The sequence below is a fragment of the Aeromonas diversa CDC 2478-85 genome, from assembly GCF_000819805.1.
In the GTDB taxonomy this organism is placed as follows: domain Bacteria; phylum Pseudomonadota; class Gammaproteobacteria; order Enterobacterales; family Aeromonadaceae; genus Aeromonas; species Aeromonas diversa.
Genome location: NZ_CDCE01000010.1, coordinates 124,678 through 149,275, shown reverse-complemented (window position 1 = coordinate 149,275; position 24,598 = coordinate 124,678). Strand labels below are relative to the sequence as shown.

Annotated in this window: 17 protein-coding genes, 1 tRNA gene and 1 pseudogene; 7 read left to right on the top strand and 12 right to left on the bottom strand. The window is 54.9% G+C overall.

Annotation, left to right across the window (positions count from 1 at the left end):
- Positions 1-185 (top strand): hypothetical protein (locus BN1121_RS20130; RefSeq protein WP_231552987.1); only part of this gene is annotated, 185 nt, incomplete at its 5' end.
- 39 nt (positions 186-224) lie between these two features.
- Here the strand turns inward: BN1121_RS20130 and BN1121_RS02485 are convergent.
- The 6 genes and pseudogenes from BN1121_RS02485 to BN1121_RS19140 form a co-directional block, all read right to left on the bottom strand.
- Positions 225-728, bottom strand: coding sequence for a hypothetical protein (locus BN1121_RS02485; RefSeq protein WP_005350642.1), 504 nt, complete (start codon positions 726-728; stop codon positions 225-227).
- A gap of 556 nt (positions 729-1,284) precedes the next feature.
- Positions 1,285-1,419, bottom strand: a pseudogene (locus BN1121_RS19660) (IS30 family transposase); the annotation flags it as partial.
- Complete coding sequence (locus BN1121_RS20125; protein WP_005350639.1) at positions 1,409-1,624, bottom strand: hypothetical protein; 216 nt, start codon at positions 1,622-1,624, stop codon at positions 1,409-1,411. The pseudogene BN1121_RS19660 and the gene BN1121_RS20125, both read right to left, overlap by 11 nt.
- A 45-nt stretch (positions 1,625-1,669) precedes the next feature.
- Positions 1,670-2,005 carry a type I restriction endonuclease gene (locus tag BN1121_RS20120; protein WP_231552986.1) on the bottom strand — a complete coding sequence of 112 codons (336 nt, stop codon included), beginning with the start codon at positions 2,003-2,005 and terminating at the stop codon, positions 1,670-1,672.
- 154 nt (positions 2,006-2,159) lie between these two features.
- Positions 2,160-7,898 carry a DUF4011 domain-containing anti-phage protein Hhe gene (gene hhe / locus BN1121_RS02475; protein ID WP_005350629.1) on the bottom strand — a complete coding sequence of 1,913 codons (5,739 nt, stop codon included), beginning with the start codon at positions 7,896-7,898 and terminating at the stop codon, positions 2,160-2,162.
- Positions 7,899-8,095: 197 nt separating this feature from the next.
- Positions 8,096-9,342, bottom strand: a protein-coding gene (locus BN1121_RS19140) for an IS3 family transposase (protein ID WP_407921481.1) whose coding sequence is annotated in 2 segments (ribosomal slippage) — positions 8,096-9,090 and positions 9,090-9,342 — 1,248 coding nt in all. Because the reading frame shifts where the segments join, the coding sequence is not laid out codon by codon here.
- A gap of 103 nt (positions 9,343-9,445) precedes the next feature.
- On the opposite strand from BN1121_RS19140, the gene BN1121_RS02460 reads away from it, so the two are divergent.
- Together BN1121_RS02460 and BN1121_RS02450 are read left to right on the top strand one after the other, a co-directional pair.
- Positions 9,446-9,733, top strand: a complete 288-nt coding sequence (locus BN1121_RS02460; RefSeq protein ID WP_043157310.1) for a hypothetical protein — start codon at positions 9,446-9,448, stop codon at positions 9,731-9,733.
- A gap of 288 nt (positions 9,734-10,021) precedes the next feature.
- Positions 10,022-10,558, top strand: a complete 537-nt coding sequence (locus BN1121_RS02450) for a hypothetical protein (RefSeq protein WP_043157309.1) — start codon at positions 10,022-10,024, stop codon at positions 10,556-10,558.
- A 99-nt stretch (positions 10,559-10,657) separates the two neighbouring features.
- Here the strand turns inward: BN1121_RS02450 and BN1121_RS02445 are convergent, their stop codons facing one another.
- Positions 10,658-11,908, bottom strand: a complete 1,251-nt coding sequence (locus tag BN1121_RS02445; RefSeq protein WP_043597104.1) for an integrase domain-containing protein — start codon at positions 11,906-11,908, stop codon at positions 10,658-10,660.
- 165 nt (positions 11,909-12,073) lie between these two features.
- Positions 12,074-12,163, bottom strand: a tRNA-Ser gene (locus tag BN1121_RS02440).
- 381 nt (positions 12,164-12,544) lie between these two features.
- On the opposite strand from BN1121_RS02440, the gene BN1121_RS02435 reads away from it, so the two are divergent.
- The 3 genes from BN1121_RS02435 to BN1121_RS19135 all read left to right on the top strand — a co-directional run bounded on the left by BN1121_RS02435 (position 12,545) and on the right by BN1121_RS19135 (position 16,887).
- Positions 12,545-13,456 (top strand): DKNYY domain-containing protein, encoded by a 912-nt coding sequence (locus BN1121_RS02435; RefSeq protein WP_005350613.1) that lies wholly within the window; start codon positions 12,545-12,547, stop codon positions 13,454-13,456.
- 101 nt (positions 13,457-13,557) lie between these two features.
- The gene (locus BN1121_RS02430; RefSeq protein WP_005350589.1) at positions 13,558-13,992 is read left to right on the top strand and encodes a VOC family protein; all 435 of its coding nucleotides are present in this window, start codon (positions 13,558-13,560) and stop codon (positions 13,990-13,992) included.
- A gap of 456 nt (positions 13,993-14,448) precedes the next feature.
- Entirely contained in the window at positions 14,449-16,887 is a 2,439-nt protein-coding gene (locus tag BN1121_RS19135; protein WP_197065734.1) for a P-loop NTPase, read from the top strand.
- 187 nt (positions 16,888-17,074) lie between these two features.
- Here the strand turns inward: BN1121_RS19135 and thrC are convergent, their stop codons facing one another.
- The 4 genes from thrC to BN1121_RS02410 form a co-directional block, all read right to left on the bottom strand.
- Positions 17,075-18,349: a threonine synthase gene (gene thrC, locus BN1121_RS02425; RefSeq protein ID WP_005350586.1), complete on the bottom strand. Its 1,275-nt coding sequence runs from the start codon at positions 18,347-18,349 to the stop codon at positions 17,075-17,077.
- Positions 18,346-19,320 carry a homoserine kinase gene (thrB, locus tag BN1121_RS02420; RefSeq protein ID WP_043157319.1) on the bottom strand — a complete coding sequence of 325 codons (975 nt, stop codon included), beginning with the start codon at positions 19,318-19,320 and terminating at the stop codon, positions 18,346-18,348. Before thrB ends, thrC begins: the two co-directional genes overlap by 4 nt.
- 2 nt (positions 19,321-19,322) lie before the next feature.
- Positions 19,323-21,782 (bottom strand): bifunctional aspartate kinase/homoserine dehydrogenase I, encoded by a 2,460-nt coding sequence (gene thrA, locus BN1121_RS02415; protein WP_005350576.1) that lies wholly within the window; start codon positions 21,780-21,782, stop codon positions 19,323-19,325.
- Between the two features lie 227 nt (positions 21,783-22,009).
- Complete coding sequence (locus tag BN1121_RS02410) at positions 22,010-22,699, bottom strand: tRNA/rRNA methyltransferase (protein WP_005350575.1); 690 nt, start codon at positions 22,697-22,699, stop codon at positions 22,010-22,012.
- A gap of 119 nt (positions 22,700-22,818) precedes the next feature.
- Between BN1121_RS02410 and aceK the strand changes: the two genes are divergently transcribed.
- Positions 22,819-24,546, top strand: a complete 1,728-nt coding sequence (gene aceK, locus BN1121_RS02405) for a bifunctional isocitrate dehydrogenase kinase/phosphatase (protein ID WP_043597101.1) — start codon at positions 22,819-22,821, stop codon at positions 24,544-24,546.
- The last annotated feature ends 52 nt before the right edge of the window (positions 24,547-24,598 follow it).

Below are 24,598 nucleotides of genomic sequence, written 5' to 3'. Positions count from 1 at the left end.
CCTTCTCTGGGTTCACCGCCGACTTCGTTCATCGAGTCCTTCGCAAACATGGCATCCTCTCCCACGGAACTGGTAGGGATTTACCACGCGTCGAGCAGGCACGTATGTACCAGTTGCCAATCGAGCGCATCATCATGGCCCGTGACAAGCTACTTGAACAAGACTGTCAGTCAACCGGTGATTAACCTTGGATGTGGGGCCGCAGAATGCGGCCCCGATTGCGCTTAATGGAGGCGAGATTGCTCGTCATCTTCCTGCTCATCAAATAGATGCGCTCGCTTATGCGTCAGCTGGGCGATCAACTCCTCCTGTGACCACACCTTAGCCTGCCAGTCATTCTCAACACGGGTCCGAAGCTGTTGGAAAAAGTACTCATCAGCAACCGCCATCAAGTAAGCCAGCTCAAGCACTTCGTCGCCATTCAACGCGACCTTACGAGCTTTACGTTTGGCGCTCTCGCTGACCTTCATCTCATGCTGGGTTTGGGCAATGTGCAGTCCTTGAAGAGCCGGGTTAAGACCACTAATCACTTTCTGGTTTAACCCATGCTTGATGCTATCCATCAAGGACTTACCCAAGATTCCCCCCGTGGGCACGGTAACTGATGCAACGAAAAGGCTGAACTCCAGCAGCTCTTCCTCGGTCAAGTCACCACACATCAGCATGTGCTCGAGTGAACGCCCTGACTTCCCAAATACCTTCTCGATTAGTTCATGATTGATCTTCATGATGCTGTCCTTTGGTTTTGGCAAGATTGCCGCCCCAAGATTTAAGTCCCCCTTTAGGGGGACAAAAGCATCAAAATAGAATCGATATTAATTCCCTTTCGACCGGGCTTACCCCTGGTATCGCAGTATCACGAGATCTCGCCAGCCTCAGTTCATTGGGTAACCCTCACTGCGACGCCTAAAAATCATGGTGACATCATCATCAAGGCAGATGGTTCGGTTCCTATCATAGGAACGGGACAGCCCATTAAAATCAATTGGTTATAGATAAACCGTCCATCTTTATATTACCACTCACCCACGATGGGTGAGTCGAGGGTGAGTCAGCTTGCGGTTTCATCAAGGATAAGAGGGGCTGGATGGGCCAGAGGGGGGGAGGTGGTCGAGTCAAGGTAGGGGGGCGGTATCCCCTCCCGCCGCCGCGAATACAGAATCGGTCACCAATGACCGCTTACATTCCCAGCATTTTTTCAATTCCGGTGCTGCAAACAATCGAGGCCCTAATCAGGCTTCGCGACGGTGAATTCAACATTGAAGTGCAACGCCCGTTCAAAAATCAAGCAGCCTTACACAACTGGTCAAAGATCACTTGAGGCAACTTAAAGCCAAGGCACTTTCGCGGCCGCAAGTTCAGCCGTCGTTCGAAGGCCGATAGTGCTTCCGGCGTGACTTGGCTCAAATCACTGGTTATGGCGACAGGTCTTCTTCACCCCGCTATCGAACACGATAAAGTTGTGACCTAACTCAAGAAAGCGCCCCTTCTCGCAGAGCTGGGCGAGGTGGCGATCCAACGGATTTCCATCCGGTGAAGAGCCGGCCTCTTTCCACTCCAGATAATATTTCTCAGGGGTTTCGATGGTGCCGTATCGCAGGCCCTGGCTGTCGTTGCCTGCCATGAGCAACTGTTGGGTGGTGAAAAAGTTGCGAATGAAAGCCTGTTGCTAGTTGTCGAGGTTTTGCCGGATCCCTTCACCGATAGAGACGGTGGATCGCTTGAGCTCGATCACCCCTAGCGCAATACCGTTGACGTAGAGCACCAGATCCGGTCGCTTGGTATTCTCCCCTGCGACTGTCACCTCCTCGGCGATGGCAAAATCGTTAGCTTCAGGATTGGCCCAATCCACCAACCAGACAGTCTGATTCTGCTCACCCGCCCCGCTCTTCTCCTTCACACCGTAGCGCAACAGGCGGTAGACCTCTTTATTGGCATCATAGAGTTGACGCAGGACTCGGGGAATAAGCACCTCATCCACCCCACGCCCAGCCAACCTACTCATCAGCAAGGCTGGGCTAAACACTACGATTGTCGCAACGAATATGCCAATCGCCCAGACAGCGATAACCCAGCGCCTCAATAAAAAACCGGACTACCTGCTGTTCGGTGGCGCGTTCACGTTGACCGACAGCTGTCACTGTTCTAATTACCTCAGGTTATGCCGATTCAGGCTCAAACGTTGCGTCATCAGCTTCAACATCAGCACCATCAATTAATGCCAATACCTGATCAAGGAAACGTTGAGCCTCATGTACATCTGTTGCTTGTCGTAGGTAGTGTGGTATCCGCTCAACAAACTCGGAACGTGATAGAGGCTGATGCTCAAGCAAGGCTTCAAGCATGGCTGGTCGCAACAAACGACGATCATCATCAACATCCGGTAGCGCAACCTCGATGACATGCTTGGCAAAATACCGAAGCTGCTCCTTGAGTCCCAGCTCTGGTATAGGAGATGTCTCTTGGTGAGCCTTTTTTGTTTCTGCAGAAGGCTTGCCCCCTTCCTGGTACTCATATGAAGACACTATTACCTCAGGTTCCAACGTCTTGAGCTGATGGAGTTTCCGGATAATCGGGGAGAGCACCTCGTCGGGATTACTGAACCAGTCTGTGGACCAGATACGGCTAATCTTCCAACCCAAACGCTCAAGTACTTCTTGACGCAGTCGATCTCTGTCTCGAGCCGATTTGGCCGAATGATAGGAGGCACCATCACACTCGATGCCCATCAAGTATCTACCTGGGCAGCCAGGGTCTTTCACTGCCAAATCAATAAAGAATCCGGCCACCCCGACCTGAGGTTCACACTCGAACCCAGCTCTCCTAAGCGCCTCCATTACGGCAACTTCGAAGTCACTATCTGGTGCCTTCCCTGTATGGGTGATCTGTGAGTCCAGCATTCCTTTTTCAGCAAACTGGAGGAAGCCTCTCAAAGAAACGACCCCGAGTTTACTAGTCTCACTCGTCAGCACATCCTCTGAGCGCATTGAGCTGAAGACATGCATCCGTTTCTTCGAACGAGTGAAGAGTACGTTCAGACGGCGCCAACCTACATCGGAATTTATTGGCCCAAAGCGTTGATAAACCTTCCCACCATATTCAGCAGGTCCATAGGTAAAGGAAATGATGATTACATCACGCTCGTCACCCTGCACGTTCTCAAGGTTTTTAATGAAAAGCGGCTCTTCCATGGCATACAAACCATCGATGGCCCTATCGACTTCCGGCCTATTGCGACGCAGTTCATCGATAGCACGTTCAATCTGGTCGCGCTGTTTTGAACTCATCGCTACAACACCGAGTGATTCACCCGGTCTGTGCTGCGCGTGATGAAGCACAGCCTCAGCCACAGCGTGCGCTTCTTCGATGTTATGTTGGTTGGAAAAGCGTCCTTTCGAGACATAGGTAAACTTGATCCCATACTCTGGAGACTCAGCATAAGGAGAGGGGAATATCACCAGATCGCTGTTATAAAAATGGCGGTTGGAGTAGGCGATCAGCTTCTCGTGCCGAGAGCGATAGTGCCAACGCAAACGCCGCATGGGGAACAGAGGCAATGCGGCATCCAGAATACTGTCTGTGTCACTGAGCGCGGCGGCATCATCGTCATCCTCACCATCCACACTCCGATCAAAGAAACTGGTTGGTGGCAACTGTTTGGGATCCCCCACCACCACCAATTGTTTGCCCCTGGCGATAACCCCCAAAGCATCCTCTGGCTTCACCTGAGATGCTTCATCCATCACCACCAAGTCAAACTCCATGCGTCCAGGCTCAAGATAATGAGCTGCAGACATAGGCCCCATCATGAAGCAGGGCTTTATAGCAACCAAAGCGTTACACGCTCGGTTGACCAACTGCCGGATGGGTATATGCCTGGCTTTTTTGCCCAGCTCATTTTTGATCAGTGCCAGTTCGGTATATTCACTCTTCTTACCTCCCGCATTGCCCTCAGGGACATGGCGACGAGCAATCTGCGCCGCAATGCGTTGACGCTGCAGCGTAATAAGTTTTTTATCGTACTCCTTGAACGATGCTTGCAAGGCATTGCGTTGGGTACCGGAGATCCTCATCAATTCAGGGTGAGCCTGAATAACCTCTCGGGCCAACTGGTCATAGAGTGCCAAAGCCAAACCCAGTTCAACCTTTTCAACAGGGAGTGTTCCGGAAAGTACGGCAGACCAAATCCGTTGCAATCCGTGTTCCTGCATCTGTTCGTAGCAACGGATAAAATTGACCCACCCATTCAACCAGCGAGGCTGTTGAATTGCCTTTTCATTCCGCTCTAATAATGCACCCAATGAATTGTCTGTTGACTTGAGCCACTGGCCGTTGTCCAACATTGTTTCTTGTGCAAATCGAGCAGAATGTTGCGCCTGGCCATGCCATTGCAAGCCAACTTCAGCAACATCACGACGAAGTCGCGCATACTCGTCCGCATTATCCAGATGTCTAATCCTGGTGGCCAATGAGGCACACTTTATGTTTTCAAGCAGTTGTTCAGCCAGATTCAGCGTGCTGCCGATAATAGCCAACGCCTGTCGATTTTCTTTATCCACCCCAACAGTTAATGGGACTAATTGCGCGAAAACACCCAGCTCCGGTGTCTTATTTTCAAGGTCAATCTGCAAAGCCGACATTTTTTGTAAGAGATCGGAGAAATGTGTCATTTGGCCCAATGACACCTCCGTGTTGACAAACCATCCCTGCAACACACTCAGCGTTGCTTGCACTTGTTGGCAAGTTTGTCTCAATATTCCTTTTTCACCTAACCAGACAGGATGACCTTTCAGTTGATGGGCAATGTTCGGCAGCGACTTGGCCTCATTCTCTACCTGTTTCACCAAGACCATAATTTTCTTGCTGATTTGTGACTTCTCGACCTGATGGACACCTTTAATAATTTCTCCATCCAGAACGAGTACATCAGTGCCTATCGCAACCCGCTTTCCAAAACCAATACCGTAACAAGCTCGGACCTGCTTGTACCAATCACGCAATTGCAGCAACTGTGCACAATCCGTGTCCAGACCATGGAATGCGTTGCCGAGTTGATTACCGAAGGCTCTTTGCTCAAATCGCTGAAGCAACTCAGCGTACTTCACCAGATTGGTTGACCTACGTTTCAACTCGGCAAACTTGGTTCCTGGCTGCCGAGACAACCCTGTGAGCAAGGCTTTAGCATTACGCCAATCATTCCTGAACCATGAGAAGAAGCCACCCTGCTGAATAACAGCCACAGCATGAGCAAGTTTTTCGTGGGACGGTAGTCTGTCCAACTGATACCACTCGGACAAGTTATCCCTAAGAGGACGTAACTCTTCAATCTGCTGGACTAGCTCAAGCAATACAGCATCGATACCATCATCATCAAACAGGGGGTCACGTACCCTGATGAGCTCCGTAGGCAAAGCCCCCACGATAGACAACAACTCAGCACAGAATACTAAGCCAGGCTGGGTATCATCGATATGCGCAGAGAGGCAGTCAGGTAAAGCACTCTTGAAGTCGGTTAGCTGATCATAGATGAATGACAACTCGGCATGGATGGATTGGATGGACTCAAGCCACTTGATCAAGTCATGGAGGGTGAAATCTGCTGCAACACCATATTTTGCCAACTCCTCACGAGGAAAGTCGCATGGTTCACCTTGCTCTAGCAGACGGATCTTCTCGGGCTCAATGGCTTGACTCAAAGTACTATAGCAGCCCTGAATGGCGTCAAATAGGGCCACACAGTGACGAACGCCTCCTATCGCGTCCGAGTTATCCAAGCCGGGAAGCGCGGCGAATAATTCAACCCCGCTCAAGTCAGGTAGATGCTCTTGGTCTTGTACCAGTTGCTCAATATGGGAGAGCGTATCTAGGCCCTTGTCCTCCAAAATCCATTTGTCTAAAAAACCTTGATAATGATGTTGGAAATGGAGAATAGACGCCTGCCAGGCTTGTAACAACTCCACTATACGTGCACTGTCAAACAGCTGGATTTGAGTGTTATTTACGCCACTCCAAGGGTGATCATATATTTCTGCATCAGCCCCCACCTGCTCACGCACCTCCTTATAGATGCGGCTAAACTCCACCACTTGGTCGGTCAGTCGTAACTGAGTGACCTTGTCCAATTTTTTACCAGAAAGGTTCTCAATATGTAGTGCTGTGGCATCGATATCCAATTTGTGACGATAGCGCGTCGCGCCACTCAATATCTGATGGATAGTCTTTCCTGTCTGCTCCCATTGGGTATTAATCAACACCGCATATTCATTGAGCAGCCTCTTGAGCTCTTCATAACGCGTAATCTGGGCGTCAATCTCTTCAGTCGTCGGCATCGTTGCCTGACGCATCATACGGGCTTCGATATCCTCCAGCACCTTACGCTTATGAGTCTTATGGCTGTGCAACTCCAAACAGAAATCACCTAGGCCAGCACGATCCAGACGGCGTTTGACAACCTCCAGGGCCGCCATTTTCTCTGCCACGAATAGCACCTTCTTGCCATTGAGCAGGGCAGCTGCAATCAAGTTGGTAATCGTCTGTGATTTCCCGCTGCCGGGGGGACCTTCAATGACCAAGTTTTTCCCATGGATGGCATCTATCAACGCACTGTGTTGCGAACTATCCGCATCATCGATCAGCGGGATCTTGTCATGAATCTCAGGGTAGCTATCAATGCAATACTCAAGCTGGCTTAATCCACCCGTTGTGCCGGCATTGTTTTCACTTCCCCCCTGGCTGGTGAAAAAGCGACGGATCACTTCATGAGCCAAGATGTTGCGTTTGTCCTGAGGCCAACGAGCGGGATCGAGATCCAGATACATCATCATCTTGCCAAAATTGAGCAAGCTCAGCGCCCCATAGCGTTTCACTGACCACCTGGGTTTATGCTTGCCAACGACGTTTGACGCCGCAGCGAGATAGGACTCAGGAGTTTGCTCTTCGTCAAATAGAGGAAGGGCCAACCCAAAGTCAGCCTGCAATTTCTCCTTCAAGGAAAGATTGGGCAAAATATCTTCACCCGTGTAATGGATCTGATATTTGTAGAGACCATCCTTTGGATCCAGCTTGCCACGTTCACATCGCACAGGAATAGTGAATAAGGGGGCAAGGCGTGCTTTATCCGAAGTATCGCTCTCGTACCATTCAAGGAATCCCAGAGCCAGATACAGTATATTGGCACCACTCTCTTCTATGGCAGTTTGAGCCTTGTTGTGGATGGCCCGCAGACGAGCTTCAAGCTCTCCAGGGAAGAGCAGAACCTGTATCCGTTTATCGTCATGACCGGGGTGCGATGACGATATAGTGAGCGTCTTTCCCGCCTTGGCCTGACGCTCAAAATCCTCGAGCCCTTCATAACCAGCAAGGCTGCAGGCAGCGGTCAATTCTGGCAGGCTAAACCCTTGCCTGGTGTACTGAGCCCGTATCCCGGTCAGCTTCCCATCCTGGGCCTGGCCATATTGATAGATAAACTCATGGGCCTGCTCCAGCAGTGGCCGGTTTACTTCTGAGGCAGGATCCCGCTGTCCAGTAGGTAAATCTAATTCGGTGCTGATCCCCAAAACCTGTGCCCAATCCTTGGCCGTCGGAAGGGCCCTTAGCTGGACATCCTTACCATCCTCACCAACTTTCAGATAACCATGCTCCAGCAGTTGCTGGCGGGTTGGTTCAGGGACTGGCGCAAACTCCATTGCGACTTCCGCGCAGAGTGTTTCATAGAGCTGATCCGGCAACTCATCGACAATGCGCAGTGCGGACCCTTTATTGGTGAGGGGAAAGTTGAGCAGGCGATTGCGAGAGGTTAGATCCAATAACTTCTTTCGCATCGCCTCAAGGGAGGTTAATACAAAAGGATCCACCCCCTCTATCACTCCACCTGTGGATGATGCTTCTACAACCGACATACAGCTCTCCAATTATTTTTTAAACTCTCAACCCAGGCCACCAGACAGCCCAAAACGAGTCCACTCAGGGTCTGTTTTTCAGTAACACTTAGCGGCGCATGATCGCCACAGATAACACAACCATCAACAACAAGGTTTCGATTTTGCGACTTTTCTGAAGGGTGTTCCAGCACCACAGACCGTGAGTTCCATATCGCTCACATAAACCGGACCATCCAATCGTGGATAGCACGTTTTAGCTGTCCAACCACACTAGTGGATTCCCCCTCATCTGGTAGCCTCTGCAGCCAGCACTGCCAGCATCTGCTCTTGGTGAATTCTGCCGGGCTGACATTGCCAAGTCGTGAGTGCCGACGTTGGCGGTTATAAAAAATCTCGATGTCTTCCTGAATTGCCGCCTTGGCCTCCGCTCTCATCTTGAATCGATGGTGGTGAACCAATTCATTTTTAAGAGAACCCCAAAAACTTTCTATCGGGGCATTGTCAAAGCCGTTCCCCTTGCGTGACATAGAGGTCTGCATGCCAAATTGTACCTGGAGAGCCCGGTAAGCCTTGGCACAGTACTGACTACCCCGGTCTGTGTGATGGATGAGCCCGGCTGGCGGCCTCTTCTGCTGCACGGCGCGAAACAGGGCCTGGCTGACCCACCCGGTGGTCATTCTCTTTCCCATCGCATAGCCCACTATTTCACAGGTAAACACATCCTTGAGGCCTGCCAGATAGAGCCAGCCCTCGTCGGTGGCGATATAGGTGATATCACCGGTCCAGACTTCGTTGGGCTTGGTGGGCGAAAAAACCTGGCCAAGGATATTTTCCGCCACCGGCAGGGAATGGGAGGAATGGGTCGTCGCCTTGAATTTACGCTTCTGTTTGCAAGACAGCCCCATTTCGCGGCGCAGTCGCCCAATCCGGTCCCGCTCGGCGTGAAGTCCCTCAGCGGACAGCTCGGCCTGCAATCGTACTGCGCCATAGGTCTGGCGCGTCTTGCAATGAGCCACCCGAATGGCAACTTTGAGCCGCTCATCCTCTTGTTGGCGCGGCGACAGTGGGCGTTGACGCCAGTGATAGAAGCCCGCGCGAGAGACCTCCAACACACGACAGATAACGGAAACGGGATAGAAGTCCTGCTGGTTGGCTATCCACGAGTACTTGGCAGTGACTCCTGAGCAAAGTACGCGGCGGCCTTTTTTATGATGTCACGCTCCATGTTGGCTTGTGCGAGCGCTTTGCGTAGCCGGGCCACTTCGGCTTCAAGCTCGGCGACAGAACGCCCTCCTGGGGCCGGTTTTTCCTGTCCCCCTTTGGCGGCAACAACCCAGTTGGCCAATGTGCCTTTGGCAATGCCGAGTCTTCTGGCTGCTTCCGCCTGGCTGAGCCCTTGCTCCAACACCAGCCGAACCGCCTCTGCGCGAAACTCTGGTGAATAGTGTTCTCTTGATTTCATTGAATACCCCCGATTGTTTCATCGTAACAATCGGAACTGTCTGTGAAAATCAGGGTACCTCACGTGTGCGCCTGACCCGAAGCGTGGACTCGGAGATTGGATCATGACCATCAAACAGTTCGTTCACGACACTCGCCAGCAGCTCATCACCGCATCGGTGGATACTCTTAAGACTACCCATCTGTATGAGCTTATTGCGGCTGCCTTTGGCTATCGCAGTTATGCCTCCCTCCAGGCCGAAGCCATTCTGTTGCACCAGACCCCCTGGCCCTGTCAGCCCAACCTGACCTTGCTCGAGCAACGGGGACGAGAACTCGCGTTACCTCAATCGCAAACCCTGTCGTTGCTGCTTGGCCAGCACCTGCAACGCGCTCGCGTGGCGAGCATCTAGGTAGAAGCACTTGGCCTGTTAGACGGGGGAGATTGGGATGACGATGACCAATGGGAAGAGAATGGGACCGATGATGCAGCAGAGAATGACTGCGCTCACGACCAAGCCCCACCATCGAGCACGGCGCCAGTCGATGCAGTACAAGAACTGATAGGGCAACTTGATACCGACCATCAAACTCCGCCCGCCCTCCAGGTACTGCAACAGCAACAACGCTGGCTTCATCACACCCTCAAAGCCGCCCAAGGTGGCATCGTCGAGGCACGCTATGCACTGGCTGAAGCAAGGTTGGAGAGCGGCATCTTTGACATTGACCCCGCCACGGTCAGCGACCCGGCAGCCATCGCATGGCTCGCGATGGAACACGATAACCAACAAGCTGCCCACCACTGGTTGACGCAAGCAGCGCACAGAGGCGATACACAGGCCATGTTTGCCCTCATTGAAGAGTACGACCGGGACAACCTCTACCAATCTTGGGTATGGCTGCGCCTAGCTCAGTTGCTTGGCGACGACTTCACTCAGGACGACTTGAGGGCCATCCATGAGAATGACGATGGGTACGATGATGATGTGGGTGGACCACTCTATGTGGCGGGACGAGAAGGCATCGAGCAGCCCCCACTCGCCCCCGAGCTTGCGAGCAAGGCAGAAGAGGAAGCACAGCGCTTGTTCGCCCAGAACGCCTCAGAGGCTCTAAAGCACAATCCAAAAACAAGGGGGAACTTGCCCCATTATCACGTGGCCAGCAAGCGCTTAGGAGGATTTAGCGGCGTCAGAGCAAGAACGAGCGTACACCCACATGGGCCAAGAAGCTCGCAGTGATGTCGTGACACAATGACACAATGACACAATGACACTGTCAAATGGCCTCATGATATGAGCCGTTCGATAGGTTAAACAGCTCAATAAGGTCTGCGAGCATCAATTAACAAGTTCGGTGCTATAAGCATCGACATCTAACATGGGCTCTTCCTCGTCAAGCTCAGTGGCTCTACGCGCCATAGTCTGAATGTGGTTGCTCCACCACTCCATCATAGGCCTGCGTCTTTCTAGGAAATCGGTACGGTTATAAGCTGCACGTACCGCGTCTCGATCCATGTGACTCAGTGCGACTTCAATCAAATCCTTTGCAAACCCTCGCTCGTTGAGCACCGTACTTCCAAGTGACCTGAACCCATGTGCGACAAGCTTGTCAGCGAATCCCATACGCTTCAGAGCCATATTGACCGTTGACTTGTTACAGTGGCTACGTCGATTACGTTCCCCGGGAAAGACGTAGGGAAACCTGCCCGATATCGGCTTCATTGCGTGCAGAATATCGAGAGCCTGATCAGTGAGAGGTACCTGATGTTCCCGGCGACGCTTCATCTTTTCGGCTGGTATACGCCATACCTTGGCATCCCAGTCAATTTCATCCCACCGGGCTGTTGCGGCCTCACCCGGCCTAGCAAGGGTATGGAGGCTCCACATGATGAGATTACGCGTAATCACGGTAATGCTGGCTTGGTTTACTGCTCGGAGAAGAACGGGTAACTGACTTGGCTCGATACTGGGCAAGTGCTGCTTAGTTGGTTTATCAAATACCTGACGGATACCTGCACATGGGTTGGCCATGATGTAGCCCGAGTTGACGGCATACGTCATGATCTCGTTGATACGCTGGCAACTACGTCGAACAGACTCGTGCTTCTCCTCCAGCTTGAGAGGGCGCAATGCAGCGATTGCATATTGTGCCGTCACTTGCTGGATCGGGATATGCCCCAATCCGGGCAACACATGCCGCTCCAATGAGTTCCACAGGTCCTTGGCATACTCAGCTGTCACCCTGCGCTGGTGCAGCGCTCTCCATTCCTCGGCAACAATGCGGAAGGTGAGGTTGGCTGCAAGTCGTTCTTCAGCCTTTTGGTCCTGGGGGTCTTTGCCTTTGGCAAGCAACCGGCGGTATGCATCTGCCTGATCACGGGCGTCCGACAACGATATCTCCGGGTATGCGCCTAGCGAGATCCGGGTACGTGAACCATTTGGTCGAGTGTATCGAAAGCGCCACAGCTTATTCCCGTTGGGGGAGACACACAGCTCAAGGCCGTTCCCATCTGAAAGAGTCCATTCGATCTCACGGGGTTTTGCGTTACGCACTTCAGTGGCAGAGAGGGGTTTGGTAATTCTTGGCATTGGTACACGCTCCATCGTAATGCCGCACGTCATGTACCAAAACATGTACCAAAAAACACCGGTTTTAGGCAAATCCAATCGGACTTCGCCGGACACTAAAAAACCCGCAAGGCCTTATGCCATGCGGGTTCTCTATACTGTCCCAGACTATCTCGGACTACAATTTGGCGGAGAGACAGGGATTCGAACCCTGGGTGGTATTGCTACCACAATTGATTTCGAGTCAATCCCGTTCGGCCACTCCGGCATCTCTCCGTGGCGCAGATTTTTACCCAAGCCGGCCCCAAAATGCAAATAACTTTTCCCAAAAGATCAAGCAACTGGCCGCTTTTTGGTCGCCCGGCGGCTTGCTGGCTTTCGCTCAGAGGTAACCCCGCCACCACGCGCCGGCGAAGGGCGCCCCCCCTGGTGGCCGCGGAACTTTGATCGGGTTCAAACAAACCACGGCAAATAGCGTCAAATGACCACGAACTTCTGGCCCAGACAAGACCGGATTGAATATCATAGCGGCCGGTGCCCGGCGTCAGCGATGGGACCTATCCTCCCGAGACCCCGAGCGCACTGGAAGCTGTAATTCAGGGGCGGTAGCGTGGCGTTTGCTCGCGCGGCGCCTCTTTCGTTCTCCCATGAGGCCCTATGACCCCTTACTACCGCGCTCTGCTCGCCCTGTGCCTGCCACTGATGGCCCACGCCGAAGTCTCACCCCCCTATCAGTCAGAGGGTGAGACCGTTCTCTTCAAGCCTTATGGCAACCAGCCGGGGCAACCCCTGGCCAAGGCGTCGCCGACCGATTTCGAGGTGATCTACCGCGGCGATGACTTTAGCCTTGCCGCCTCACAGGGACGCCATTACTGCAACGAGCGCCTGCTGCCGGCCGAGCTTAGCCTCGATAACGCCAAGGCGCTGGGCAGCTTTCTGTTAAGTGGCAGCCAGGCTTACGCCTATTGCGAGCCGGTGGCGGTCAAGGTCGATACCCAGGCCTTCAGGGCGCTGAGCCACCCCTTCTATAGCGACGGGCGCCACGTCTTTCTCGTCACCGGCGAGGTGCTCAGCGGCGCCGATCCCAAGAGTCTCAAGACCGGCCACGGTCAGGCCGCCGATCGGCGCCATTACTACTATGTGGCCGACAAGACGGTGGTGATCCCGCACCAAGGTGACGTCAGGTTACACGACACCTGCCAAGGCTGGGCGACCCTGGATGGCACCCTCTATTTCGAGGGGGAGAAACAGCCCGAGGTGGACGGCGCCAGCTTTCACTGCCTGAACTTCTCGTCGGCGGTGACCAAGGACGGTTTCTACAGCGGCAAGCAGAAGGTAGCCCCCCTGCCTGCCGGGGTCGACAGCGCTCGCATCAAGGCCCTCTCGGATCAGTTCGTCACCGACGGGCAGCGGGTCTGGTCGATGAACCTGCGCCTGACCGAGCTCGAAGGGGTCAACCTCGACGCCGCCGAGATCGATTATGCGGTGCTGAGCGACGGCACCCACCGCTGGGATTGCGGCGTGCACGATGAAGAGGGCAACCCCACCTGCGAGAAGAGCGCCTTGTAACAGAGCAGGAGGCGGCACACCGGCGTGGCCGCACCGCCCCTGGACTACAAAAGAGCCCACGCAAGCCGGGCGCGTCAACGGGTACACAACAGGAGGTTGCTATGGAGCAAGGCTTTGCGGGGCTGGGCGTGCTGTTTGTCGCCGGATTCGGGCCCATCACCCGCGACACTGAGGCGAGCCAGGCATTCTATGTGGCGGGGCTGAGTCTGCCCCTCAAGCCCATGCCGGGCAACGAGGCGTATCTGCTGCCGGATCCGGGCGTGCTGGAGGGGGTGAAGCATTTCGCCCTCTGGCCCCTGGCGCAGGCGGCGCTCTCCTGCTTTGGTGACGAGCGCTGGCCCCCCGAGCTGCCGGTCCCCCAGGCCTGGATCGAGTTCGACGTGGCCGACATGGCCGCGGCCACCCAGAGCCTGCTCGAGCGCGGCTATCGCCTGCTGGTCGCCAACCGTGCAGAGCCCTGGGGCCAGAGCGTCACCCGCTTGCTCAGCCCAGAGGGGCTGCTGATCGGCATCACCTTCACCCCCTGGCTGCGTTAGGGGTTGACCCTAAGGCGACGCGGGAAAGAGGCAGAAAACACCCTGTTTAACCCGCCTCACCAGATGAATGTCGATATCCATTCACTCCGAAAAGGCCGCGGCGGGAACAAGGCACTTATCGCCAGACACAGGCGCACAATAACAGCGGCACTTACTGTTTTAGTACTGCCGCTTTCCTATTCTGGATTTCTTTAGGCGCATGGCGTTATTAATCACCGGCAGCCTTAAAAGAAATAGAGTGCAGAGACCGATTTAAATTGTTATTCCCCGCCTGACATGGCGTGAGCAACAACGGTAATAAGGCGTATCCGCCAGCTTCGCTACGACGAGGCAGAGGCATCACACACCTCCCGCTTCAACAAACATCCATCAACTGTAGAGCCGGACTCCCAATAACCCCAAACAACGATGGGTGTCCATGTTAACCCCTTCAACCACACCCAATTGCGGACACATATGAACCACAATATAAAGAAGAGTATTTTAAATGGAAATTGCATGCTTTTATTAGGCGCAGGGGCGTCATTTGACTCGCTCGACAAGCGAGGCAACTCTATTTTAATGGCAGAAGGTTTATCCAAAGAGCTATGTGATGCACTAGATATTGAATATGAACCTGGTAAGCTACCAGAAGTTTATCAAATCGCAAAACATTCCTTAGGCGCACGATTAAAATCTATTCTTTGTGAACGTTTTGAAGGGACAAAGCCATCCAATGATTTGACAGAGATAGCAAAAATACCATGGTCAAGAATATATACTCTAAACATAGATGATAGTTTGGAAAAGGCTTTTTATAAAGAATCAAAACAGAGCATATCAATAAAAACGACTCGATCAATATGGAGTGAGATAGACCAGACCTTATCATGTGTAGACATTATCAAGCTCAATGGATGCATCAATAAATTCGAAGATGGTTTAATATTCTCCCCTCTTGAATATGCAGCGGCTTCAAACAACCCTAGTGAATGGTATAAACAACTTGGCCGGGATTATCTTAACTACAAGTTTATATTCATTGGAACAAAACTGGATGAGCCTCTATTCAAGCAGCAATTGGAATACTACAAATCTTGTTGGAATGGCCAAGCGAACAAAAACGATTCATTGATAATAACACCGGAAATAACCACTATAGACAAATTGTCATTATCATCAATGGGCATTCATCATGAATGTGCTACATTAAATGACTTTGCAAACTGGATTAGAAAAGAACTATCGCCTGCACCTAAACTTATGGATATAGCTGAGGCGAGAAATCCAGGATACAAATTCATCAGCGATGATGATGATCAACAAAAATTGAACATCTCATTTGTCGAAAAACTACTCAAGCCAAGTTTCGACAAAAATCATGGTAGAACAAGGGAGTTTTATTATGGATTCAAACCTACATGGGAAGAAATATCAGATGATATACCTGCACATCTTGATTTTTATGATGAGTTCATGGAAAGCATAAACGAAGACAATATATTACATGTAATCCATGGCCCAGCAGGCTCAGGGAAAAGCACCTGTTTAATGAGCACAGCCAAAGATCTTAACATGAGAGGACATACTGTATTCTACCTAAAAGAACCGATCAGCAACTTACTGCATCAAATTAAAAATATAGAAAAGCTAACTCCTAATAAGTATTACTTTGTAATAGATAAAGTGTCAACTGTAATTGACGGATTAATCGAGTGCTTAGAGTCAACAGAAATTAATAATGCCATATTCATATGTGGAGAACGCACAAATGTATGGCATAGAAGAATAAAGAGGCAACTAGAACGTTATAATCCTACCATAACATTATCTAATGAAATTACCAAAGATGATGCAAAGAGAATTCTTGAAAAACTACGCCTCTATGGACCATGGTCTAGAATCGAAAAACTCCCTGAAGATCGAAGAGTAAAAGAGTTATTGCGGCGATCAAAAAAACAACTCTTAATTGGCTTAATGGAATTGACAACAGGGTATGGCTTTGAAAAAATAATAGAAAACGATTTTAACAACTTAAGTTCAGATGACGAAAAGCTTTTCCTTGTTTTGATTGGCCTTGCCACAATACATAGCTTAGAGTTCCCTAAGGATCTATGCTTATCCGCTCTCGAACATATGAAAGTCACCACCCATTTCGAAACATTAATTTCATCCATGCATGGTATTGTTCATATAAGCAACAATCAATTAAGGGCACGACATCCAATCTATATGGACAAACTTTTCGACGGGAAAGTAACTTTAAACATCAAAGATAACGCGATTCGTGGATTGCTAATGTCTCTAACCAGAACACAGCGACCTATATCTAGAAATTTATCCAGAAGCGTTCTCATGATATTTAAATATGCAATAAATCACAATTTTATAAAAAATTACTATCATGGCAGTGAGGCCGACATATTAAGTCTATATAAAGATCATGAGAAGTATTTTGAGTTAGATGGTCTTTTTTATCTCCAGTATGGTTTATCTTTACGTCATTTTAAAAGACATGACACAGCACTACAAATACTAAGAAATGCGGTAACATCATGGAAAATGAAGCAAACAGAACATGCATATGCACAACAGCTATTGATATGCGCTGAATTTAAGACTAAAGAAGAAGCTATGCGAAATGTAAGTGAAGCTGAGGAAATTCTACTTCGCTTGGATTCTAATAACTATAATGATGACACAGACTATCCATTGGTTACTTTAGCAGAGGGCCACATTAAGCTACTAATCAAGTTTAATACAACATCAAATATAAAAGACATCGCCAATGACTATATTCGCATGTTGAAAATAAGAAGCCACCAAAACAAGAACAATCGAAGAATAGATGATGCAATAGCAAACATAATGAAGATGATAACCAATAAAAATAGAAGGCAGGCTGTATCGGTCTAGTTATCACCTGACACCGGCCTAAAATCGACGTCTCGTTTACGCTATTTTAGAAAACACTTCCTTCGTTATAATTTTCAGATCCTTTTTTGAACATGCTGTAGGGGACTAGCTCCCCATCGACGCTCTCCCACACAACGAAAACAAAAATCCCCCGCCTTTGCAAAAGACGGGGGATTTTTTTATTGGCTTAGTCCACCAAAAACGCCCTTAACCGCTCAAACTCCGCCGGCAGAGTGACCGACAACAGCGGCAACTCGGCGTGCTTGGCGAGCGGCCCCGGCAGGGGCACATCGAGACCCAGGATCTCGTCCACGCTCTCTTTGAACTTGGCCGGGTGGGCGGTGCAGAGGAACACCCCCACTTCGTCCTCTTTCAGCTCGCTTTGCAGGGCGTCCCAGGCGATGGCGCCGTGCGGCTCGCACAGATATCCCTCGGCGTGCAGGCGCTTGAGGGCATCGACCGTCTGCTCGTCGCTGCGCATGGCAGAGCTGAGGGTCTCCAGGGCCCAGCCCATGCGGCGACACAGCTCTTCGACCCGCGGCCAGTTGTTGGGGCGGCTCACGTCCATGGCATTCGACAGGGTCGCCACCGTCTGGTGCGGCTCCCACACGCCGCTCTTGAGGTAGCGGGGCACGGTATCGTTGGCGTTGGTGGCGGCGATAAAGCGCTTCACCGGCAGCCCCAGCGCCTTGGCGATCAGGCCGGCGGTGAGGTTGCCGAAGTTGCCCGACGGCACGCTCACCACGGCGTTGGCGCGCTCGGCTTTGGGCAGCTGGGCGATGGCCTCGAAGTAGTAGCAGACCTGGGCCAGCAGGCGGCTGATGTTGATGGAGTTGGCCGAGTTGAGGCCAATGGCTTTTTTCAGCGCCTCGTCATCGAAGGATTGCTTGACCAGGGCCTGGCAGGCGTCGAAGTCGCCCTCGATGGCGATGGTGCGGATATTGCCGCCCAGGGTGCAGAAGAGCTTCTCTTGCAGCGGGCTTATCTTGCCCTTGGGATAGAGGATCACCACCTCGATCCCCGCCAGCCCATAGAAGGCGTGGGCCACGGCGGCGCCGGTGTCGCCCGAGGTGGCGGTGAGTATGGTTATCTTCTCATCGGTGCGAAACGCCGCCAGACACTGGGCCATGAAGCGGCCGCCGAAGTCCTTGAAGGCCAGGGTCGGGCCGTGGAACAGCTCCAGGGCGTGGATGCGATCGCTGACCTTGGCGAGCGGCGCCGGGAAGGTGAAGGCGGATTCGACCATCTGGCGCAGGGTCGCCTCGCTCACCTCGTCACCGAGCAGATGGCCGAGCAGGCGGATGGAGCGCTCGCGCAGGGGCAGATCGAGCAGGGCGTCGACGTCCTCCAGGGGCGAGATCACCTCGGGGAAGAAGAGCCCCTGACCGCGTCCCAGCCCCTGGCGCACGGCCTGGGAAAAACTCACCTGTTCGCTGTTGTCCTTGATGTTGTACAGATTCATAGCTCGCTTCCTGTGATCCGTGCCCCTTGCAGGTCGAGTTTGCAGACACGGGCAAAACCATCTTCATTTTTGACGAAATTGAGTTCCAGCCAGCGCTTGAGGCGCTCGGCCTGGGCGGCATCCTTCATGACCGAGAACACGGTCGGGCCCGAGCCCGAGATACCGGTCGCCAGGGCCCCGTTCTGGGCGGCGTGATCGCGCACCTCGTTAAAGCCTTCGATCAGCGCCGCGCGGTAGGGCTCGGCAATCACATCCTTGAGCACGCTGGCGGCCAGGGGCTCCTGGCCGGTGTAGCTGGCGTGCACGAAGGCGGCCAGACGGCGGCCGAAGGTGAGGCAGTCCTGGCGGCGATACTGGGCCGGCAGGATGGCGCGCGCCGCGGCGGTCGACACCACTGTGCCCGGGTAGCAGACTACCCAGTACCACTCGTCGAAGGCCGGAATGCCCTGGCTGATGATGCCCGCCTCCTCGACGATTAGCTGCATGCCACCGAGATAACAGGGGGCGACGTTGTCGTAGTGGACCGAGCCCGAGATGCGCCCCTCCATCTCCCCCATCAGCAGTAGCAGTGCCTCTTCGCCAAGGGGATGGCCGTGAAAGGCGTTGAGCCCTTCCAGCGCCGCCACCACGCTGCAGGCGCTCGAGCCGAGCCCCGAGCCCACCGGCAGGTTTTTCTCCAGCACCATGTGCAGGGGCTTGAGGGCGAGCCCCTGTTTTTGCAGCGCCTCCCCATAGCCGACCCAGCAGTCATAGAGGATGTTCTTTTTCGGATCATCGGGGAGCTTGTGGGCAAAGCGCCCGACGGCGGCGAGGGAGAAGGGGGCGTCCCCCGCCTCGACCAGCACCCGATCGCCGAGCAGGGAGCCGTCGATGGGGGCCAGCGCCGCCCCCAGCACGTCGAAGCCGACGCTCAAGTTGGCGCTCGATGCCGGCGCATAGGCCACCACGCTGTCGCGCATGTCTGCACTCATCATCAGATCTCCTGCTGCCAGTTCTGGGTGCGCAGTATGTCGGCAAACACCCCGGCGGCGGTCACGTCCGCCCCCGCGCCATAGCCGCGCAGCACCAGGGGGATGGGCTGGTAGTAGCTCGAGAAGAAGGCGAGCGCGTTCTCACCGTCCTTGACCTTAAAGAGCGGCTCGTCCGGGCCGACCGCCTTGATGGCGACCTTGCACTTGCCCCCCTCGATGGAGCCCACGTAGCGCAGCACCTTGCCCTCGGTCTGGGCCGCGGCGAACTGGTCACGGAACCAGCCGTCGGCCTCGGGCAGGCGGGCCATGAAGGACGCCACATCGCCGCTCACATCGAAGCCGGGCGGCAGGGCCTGCTCGACCTGCACATCGGCGAGCTCGAGGGGCATGCCGGCCTCGCGGGCCAGAATGAGCAGCTTGCGCGCCACGTCCATGCCGTTTAAGTCATCGCGCGGATCCGGCTCGGTGAAGCCGTTGCCGCGGGCAATTTGGGTCGCCTCGGAGAAAGCCATGCCCTCGTCGAGCTTGCCGAAGATAAAGGAGAGCGAGCCCGACAGGATACCGTCGAAGGCGCGCAGGCGATCGCCCGCCTTGATGAGATTTTGCAGGTTCTCGATGACCGGCAGGCCGGCGCCCACATTGGTCTCGTAGAGGAACTTGCGGCGGGTCTGCTGGGCGGTGCGGCGCAGGGCCTTGTAGTAATCCATGGAGCCGGTGTTGGCCTTCTTGTTCGGGGTCACCACGTGGAAACCGGCGGCCAGGAAGTCGGCGTATTGGGCGGCCACGGCTTCGCTCGAGGTGCAGTCGACGATCACCGGGTTGATGATGTGGCTCTCTTCCACCAGGCGCTTGACCTCTTCCAGGGTGAAGCTGCCACGCCCCTCGGCGAGCTGGGCCTTCCAGTTGTCGAGCTTGAGGCCATCGGGGCAGCTCACCATCTGGCGGCTGTTGGCCAGCGCCACGACGCGCAGGCCTATGCCCTGCTCGGCCAGCACCGGCTGCTGGCGGCGGATCTGCTCGACCAGGGCCTCGCCGACACCGCCCACGCCGATCATGAAGAGATCGATGAACTGCTGGCTGCCGAAGAAGTTCTGGTGGCAGGCCTTGATGGCCTCGGCCACCTTGCCGGCGCGCACCACGGCCGAGATGGAGCGCTCGCTCGAGCCCTGGGCGATCGCGACGATGTTGATGGAAGCCTGGGCCAGGGAGGTAAAGAAGCGCGCCGCCATGCCTTTGCTGGTGCGCATGCCGTCACCGATCAGCGAGATGATGGCCAGGTTGCTGACCACCTCGAGGGGCTCGAGCAGCTGGTTTTTGAACTCCAGCGCGAACTCGCGCTCGAGCACCTTGCGGGTCTTCTCTTCGTCGTAGCTGTGAATACAGAAGCTGACGCTGTACTCGGAGGATGACTGGGTGATGAGCACTATGCTGACCCCGGCGCGCGAGACGGCGGCGAAGATGCGGCCGGCCATGCCGACCATGCCCTTCATGCCGGGGCCGGAGACGTTGAACATGCTCATGCCCGAGAGATCCGAGATGGCTTTGACCTTGAGGCCATCGTCACCGCTGTCGGGGCCGATCAGGGTGCCGGGGCCCTGGGGGTTGAAGCTGTTTTTAATCAGGCACGGGATCTGGAACTGGGCCACCGGGGCGACGGTTTTCGGGTGCAGCACCTTGGCGCCGAAGTAAGAGAGCTCCATCGCCTCCTTGTAGGAGAGGGTCTTGAGCAGGTAGGCGTCCGGCACCAGGCGCGGGTCACAGCTGTAGCAGCCCTCCACGTCGGTCCAGATCTCGCAGCACTCGGCGTCGACGCAGGCGGCCAGCACGGCGGCCGAGTAGTCAGAGCCGTTGCGACCGAGCAGCACAGTCTCGCCCTTGTCGTTGCCGCCGGTGAAGCCCGGCATCAGGTAGAAGCGCTGGTTATCGAGCCCGGCCGCGGCAAAGCGCTGGCGGGAGGCCTCGATGTTGACGTGGGCCTCGAGGAAGTTGCCGTCGGTCACCAGCAGCTGCTCGGGGCAGATGAAGCCGGTCTCGATGCCGCGCGCCTGCAAGAGGCCGGTCATGAAGGCGATGGAGAGGTTCTCGCCACGGCTCAGGATGCGGGCCTGGACGTTGTCCGGGCACTGACCGAGCAGGGCGATGCCGCGCATCATGCGCTCGACACTGCCGAGCTCCTCGTCCAGACGGGCCTTGAGGCTGGCGTCATCCAGCGCCGGGCAGGCGCTCTTGAGGCCGGCCAGCACCCGCTCGAAGATGGCACGGATATCGCTCAGGGTTTGGCTCGCGTCCATGCCGCGGCTGGTCTGCTCGACCAGGGCCACCAGGTGGTTGGTCACCTTGGCCGGGGCCGACAGCACCAGGGCCACCTGGGACTGGCTATGGGTGTTAATGGCGATTTCGGCGGCCCGCAGGAAACGCTCGGGATCCGCCAGACTGGACCCACCAAACTTCAACACTCGCATCTCTTCTCTCCCTGTAATTTGCCTAACAAAAAGGCCCGTACTGGGTGGTACGGGCCTTTTGGTGATGTTTGAACCTGTTTCGTTCGCGTATCAGCCGACCCCAGTGCCACCCATGGTGGTACCGGTAGTAATAATGGTGGTGGTGATACGTTGACGCTGAGCCATGAACGACATCTCTGAATCGAAAGTGCTTTTAGCAATACCCCGAGGGGCCTTGGGCTGTCAACTCAATCTTTCAGACCGAGGCGACGGGCAAGGTCCTTGCACAAGAGATGGAGCATGTTGAGATCGCGCTGGGGCAGCATGGGAATCCGGTCCATCGCCCAGTGATGCAGTTTTTCATCCTGCGAAACCCCCAGTTCACCGAGTAATTCGGAAGTGGTCCCCTTGAGCACCCTGACCTGGGCCTCGCTCACCGCCTCGTCGGCGGGCGCCTCGGGGGCGTCGAGCAGGGGGCTGAGCTCCCAGGCATACAGCATGATCGCCTGGCCGAGGTTGAGCGAGGGGTAGCTGACCCTAAGCGGCAGATAGCTGATGAGGTCACAGTGGCCGAGCTGCTCGTTGGAGAGCCCCGACTCCTCACAACCGAACACAATGGCGACTTTTTCCAGCTTTTTCGCGGCAATTTGTTCGCGAATTTGCGCCGGGGTCAGGTAGTGCTGATAGCGGCCACGCTGGCGGGCCGTGGTGGCAATGGCGAGATCCACGTCGGAAAGCGCCGCCTCCAGGGTATCGAACGATTCGGCCGAGGCGAGCACCTCCTGGGCGCCGTGGGCCACCCAGCTCGCCTGCTCGGCCTCGTGGGCCTGGCTTGCGACGATGCGCATGGCGTCGAAGCCCATGGTCTTGATGGCACGGGCGGCGGCGCCAACATTCTCGGGACGGGCCGGCGACACCAGCACAAAATAGAGCTTCATGGGGGATTCCTCTCGGGCAAATAGGGGGCGAAATCTACCGTTTCCGCCACAAAAATGCCACTTGAACAGCCGTTTGAAGCTTGCCATAGTGGCCAAAAAAGCCACAAGGAAGGTGATGAATGAAACCGACTCTGGAGCAGGAGGTCGCGAGGACCATACTGCAGCGCTTCGAGGCCTTCTACAGCCGCTTTCTCGAGATCACCCGCGGCGCCAAGAGCCGCTTCGAGCACTGTGACTGGCTCGGGGTGCAGCTCGCCGGGCGTGAGCGGATCCGCCTCTACGACTATCACGTGGGGGCCACCGCCGCCTCTATCCGCCAGATGATGGGCGAGCACCACGTCAATCAGGAGCTGCTCAAGCGGGTCAAGGGGGCCTTTAGCGATCTGCTGCCAGGCTGTGAGAACTTCGAGGTAGCCGAGTCGTTTTTCAACTCCGTCTATCGGCGCATCTTCCGCCATCGCAACATCAAGGACGAGAACCTCTACATCCACCGCTTCCTCTCCCGCGGCGATAACCCGAGTCTCTCGACCCTGCTGCGCCGCTACCAGAGCGATGCCACCAGCCTGCCGACGACCCTGAACCAAATCTTGAGCGACGTGCGCTTCACCCTCCCCTATGAGGACAGCCGGCGCGACATCATGGATATCTGCCGCCACCTGGCCGAGAGCGGCCCGGCCGTGCTGCAAGAGCGCCCCTTCACCCTGGAGATGCTCAAGGAGGTGTTCTATCGCAACAAGGCGGCCTATCTGGTGGGGCTGGTGCGCTGCGACGGCCAGGTGTTCCCCTTCCTGCTGCCCCTGCTCAACAGCGGCGAGGCGATCAGCGTCGACACCGTCATCTTCGAGCCCGATATCGCCTCTATCGTGTTTGGCTTCGCCCGCGCCTACTTCATGGTCTATGCCCCGGCGCCGGCCCTCTATGTGGCCTTCTTGCGCCAGATCCTCCCCAACAAGGCGGACTACGAGATCTACAACGCCATCGGCTGCCAGAAGCACGGCAAGACCGAGCTCTATCGCCACTACCTGCAACACCTGGCCCAGAGCCGGGAGCAGTTTGTCATCGCCCCCGGCATCAAGGGGATGGTGATGAGCGTGTTTACCCTCCCCTCCTACGACGTGGTGTTCAAGGTGATCAAAGACGAGTTCACCCCCCCCAAGGAGGTGAGCCACGAGCAGGTCAAAGAGAAGTACCGGCTGGTCAAGCAGCACGACCGGGTCGGGCGCATGGCCGACACCCAGGAGTTCACCAACTTCGAGTTCCCCCTCGAGCGCATCCACCCGGACCTCCTGGCCGAGCTGCAGAAGGTGGCCCCCTCGGCGCTGACCATCACCCACGACAAACTGGTGATAAGGCATCTCTATACCGAGCGCAAGATGATCCCGCTCAACCTCTATCTGGAGCAGGCCGACGAGCAACAGACCCGACTGGCGCTTGAGGAGTACGGCAACGCCATCAAGCAGCTGGCGGCGGCCAACATCTTCCCCGGCGACATGCTGTTTAAAAACTTCGGGGTGACCCGGCACGGCCGGGTGGTCTTCTATGACTACGACGAGATCTGCTACATGACAGAGTGCAACTTCCGTCAGATCCCGCCGCCGCGCTACCCCGAGGATGAGCTGTGCGCCGAGCCCTGGTATTCGGTGGGGCCGAGCGACATCTTCCCCGAGGAGTTCGCCACCTTCCTGCTGCAAAAGCCCAGGGTGCGCGAGATCATGCTGGCCCTGCACAAGGAGATGTTCGAGGCGAGCTTCTGGCAAGAGCAGCAGCGGCGCATCCGCGACGGCCATATCGAGGATGTCTTCCCCTACCGGCGCAAGAAACGCTTCAAGTATCAGAGGGGGGGATGACGAGGCGTGTCAGGGCGCATGCCCTGCCGGGCGAGGCAAGTGCGACAGCCAG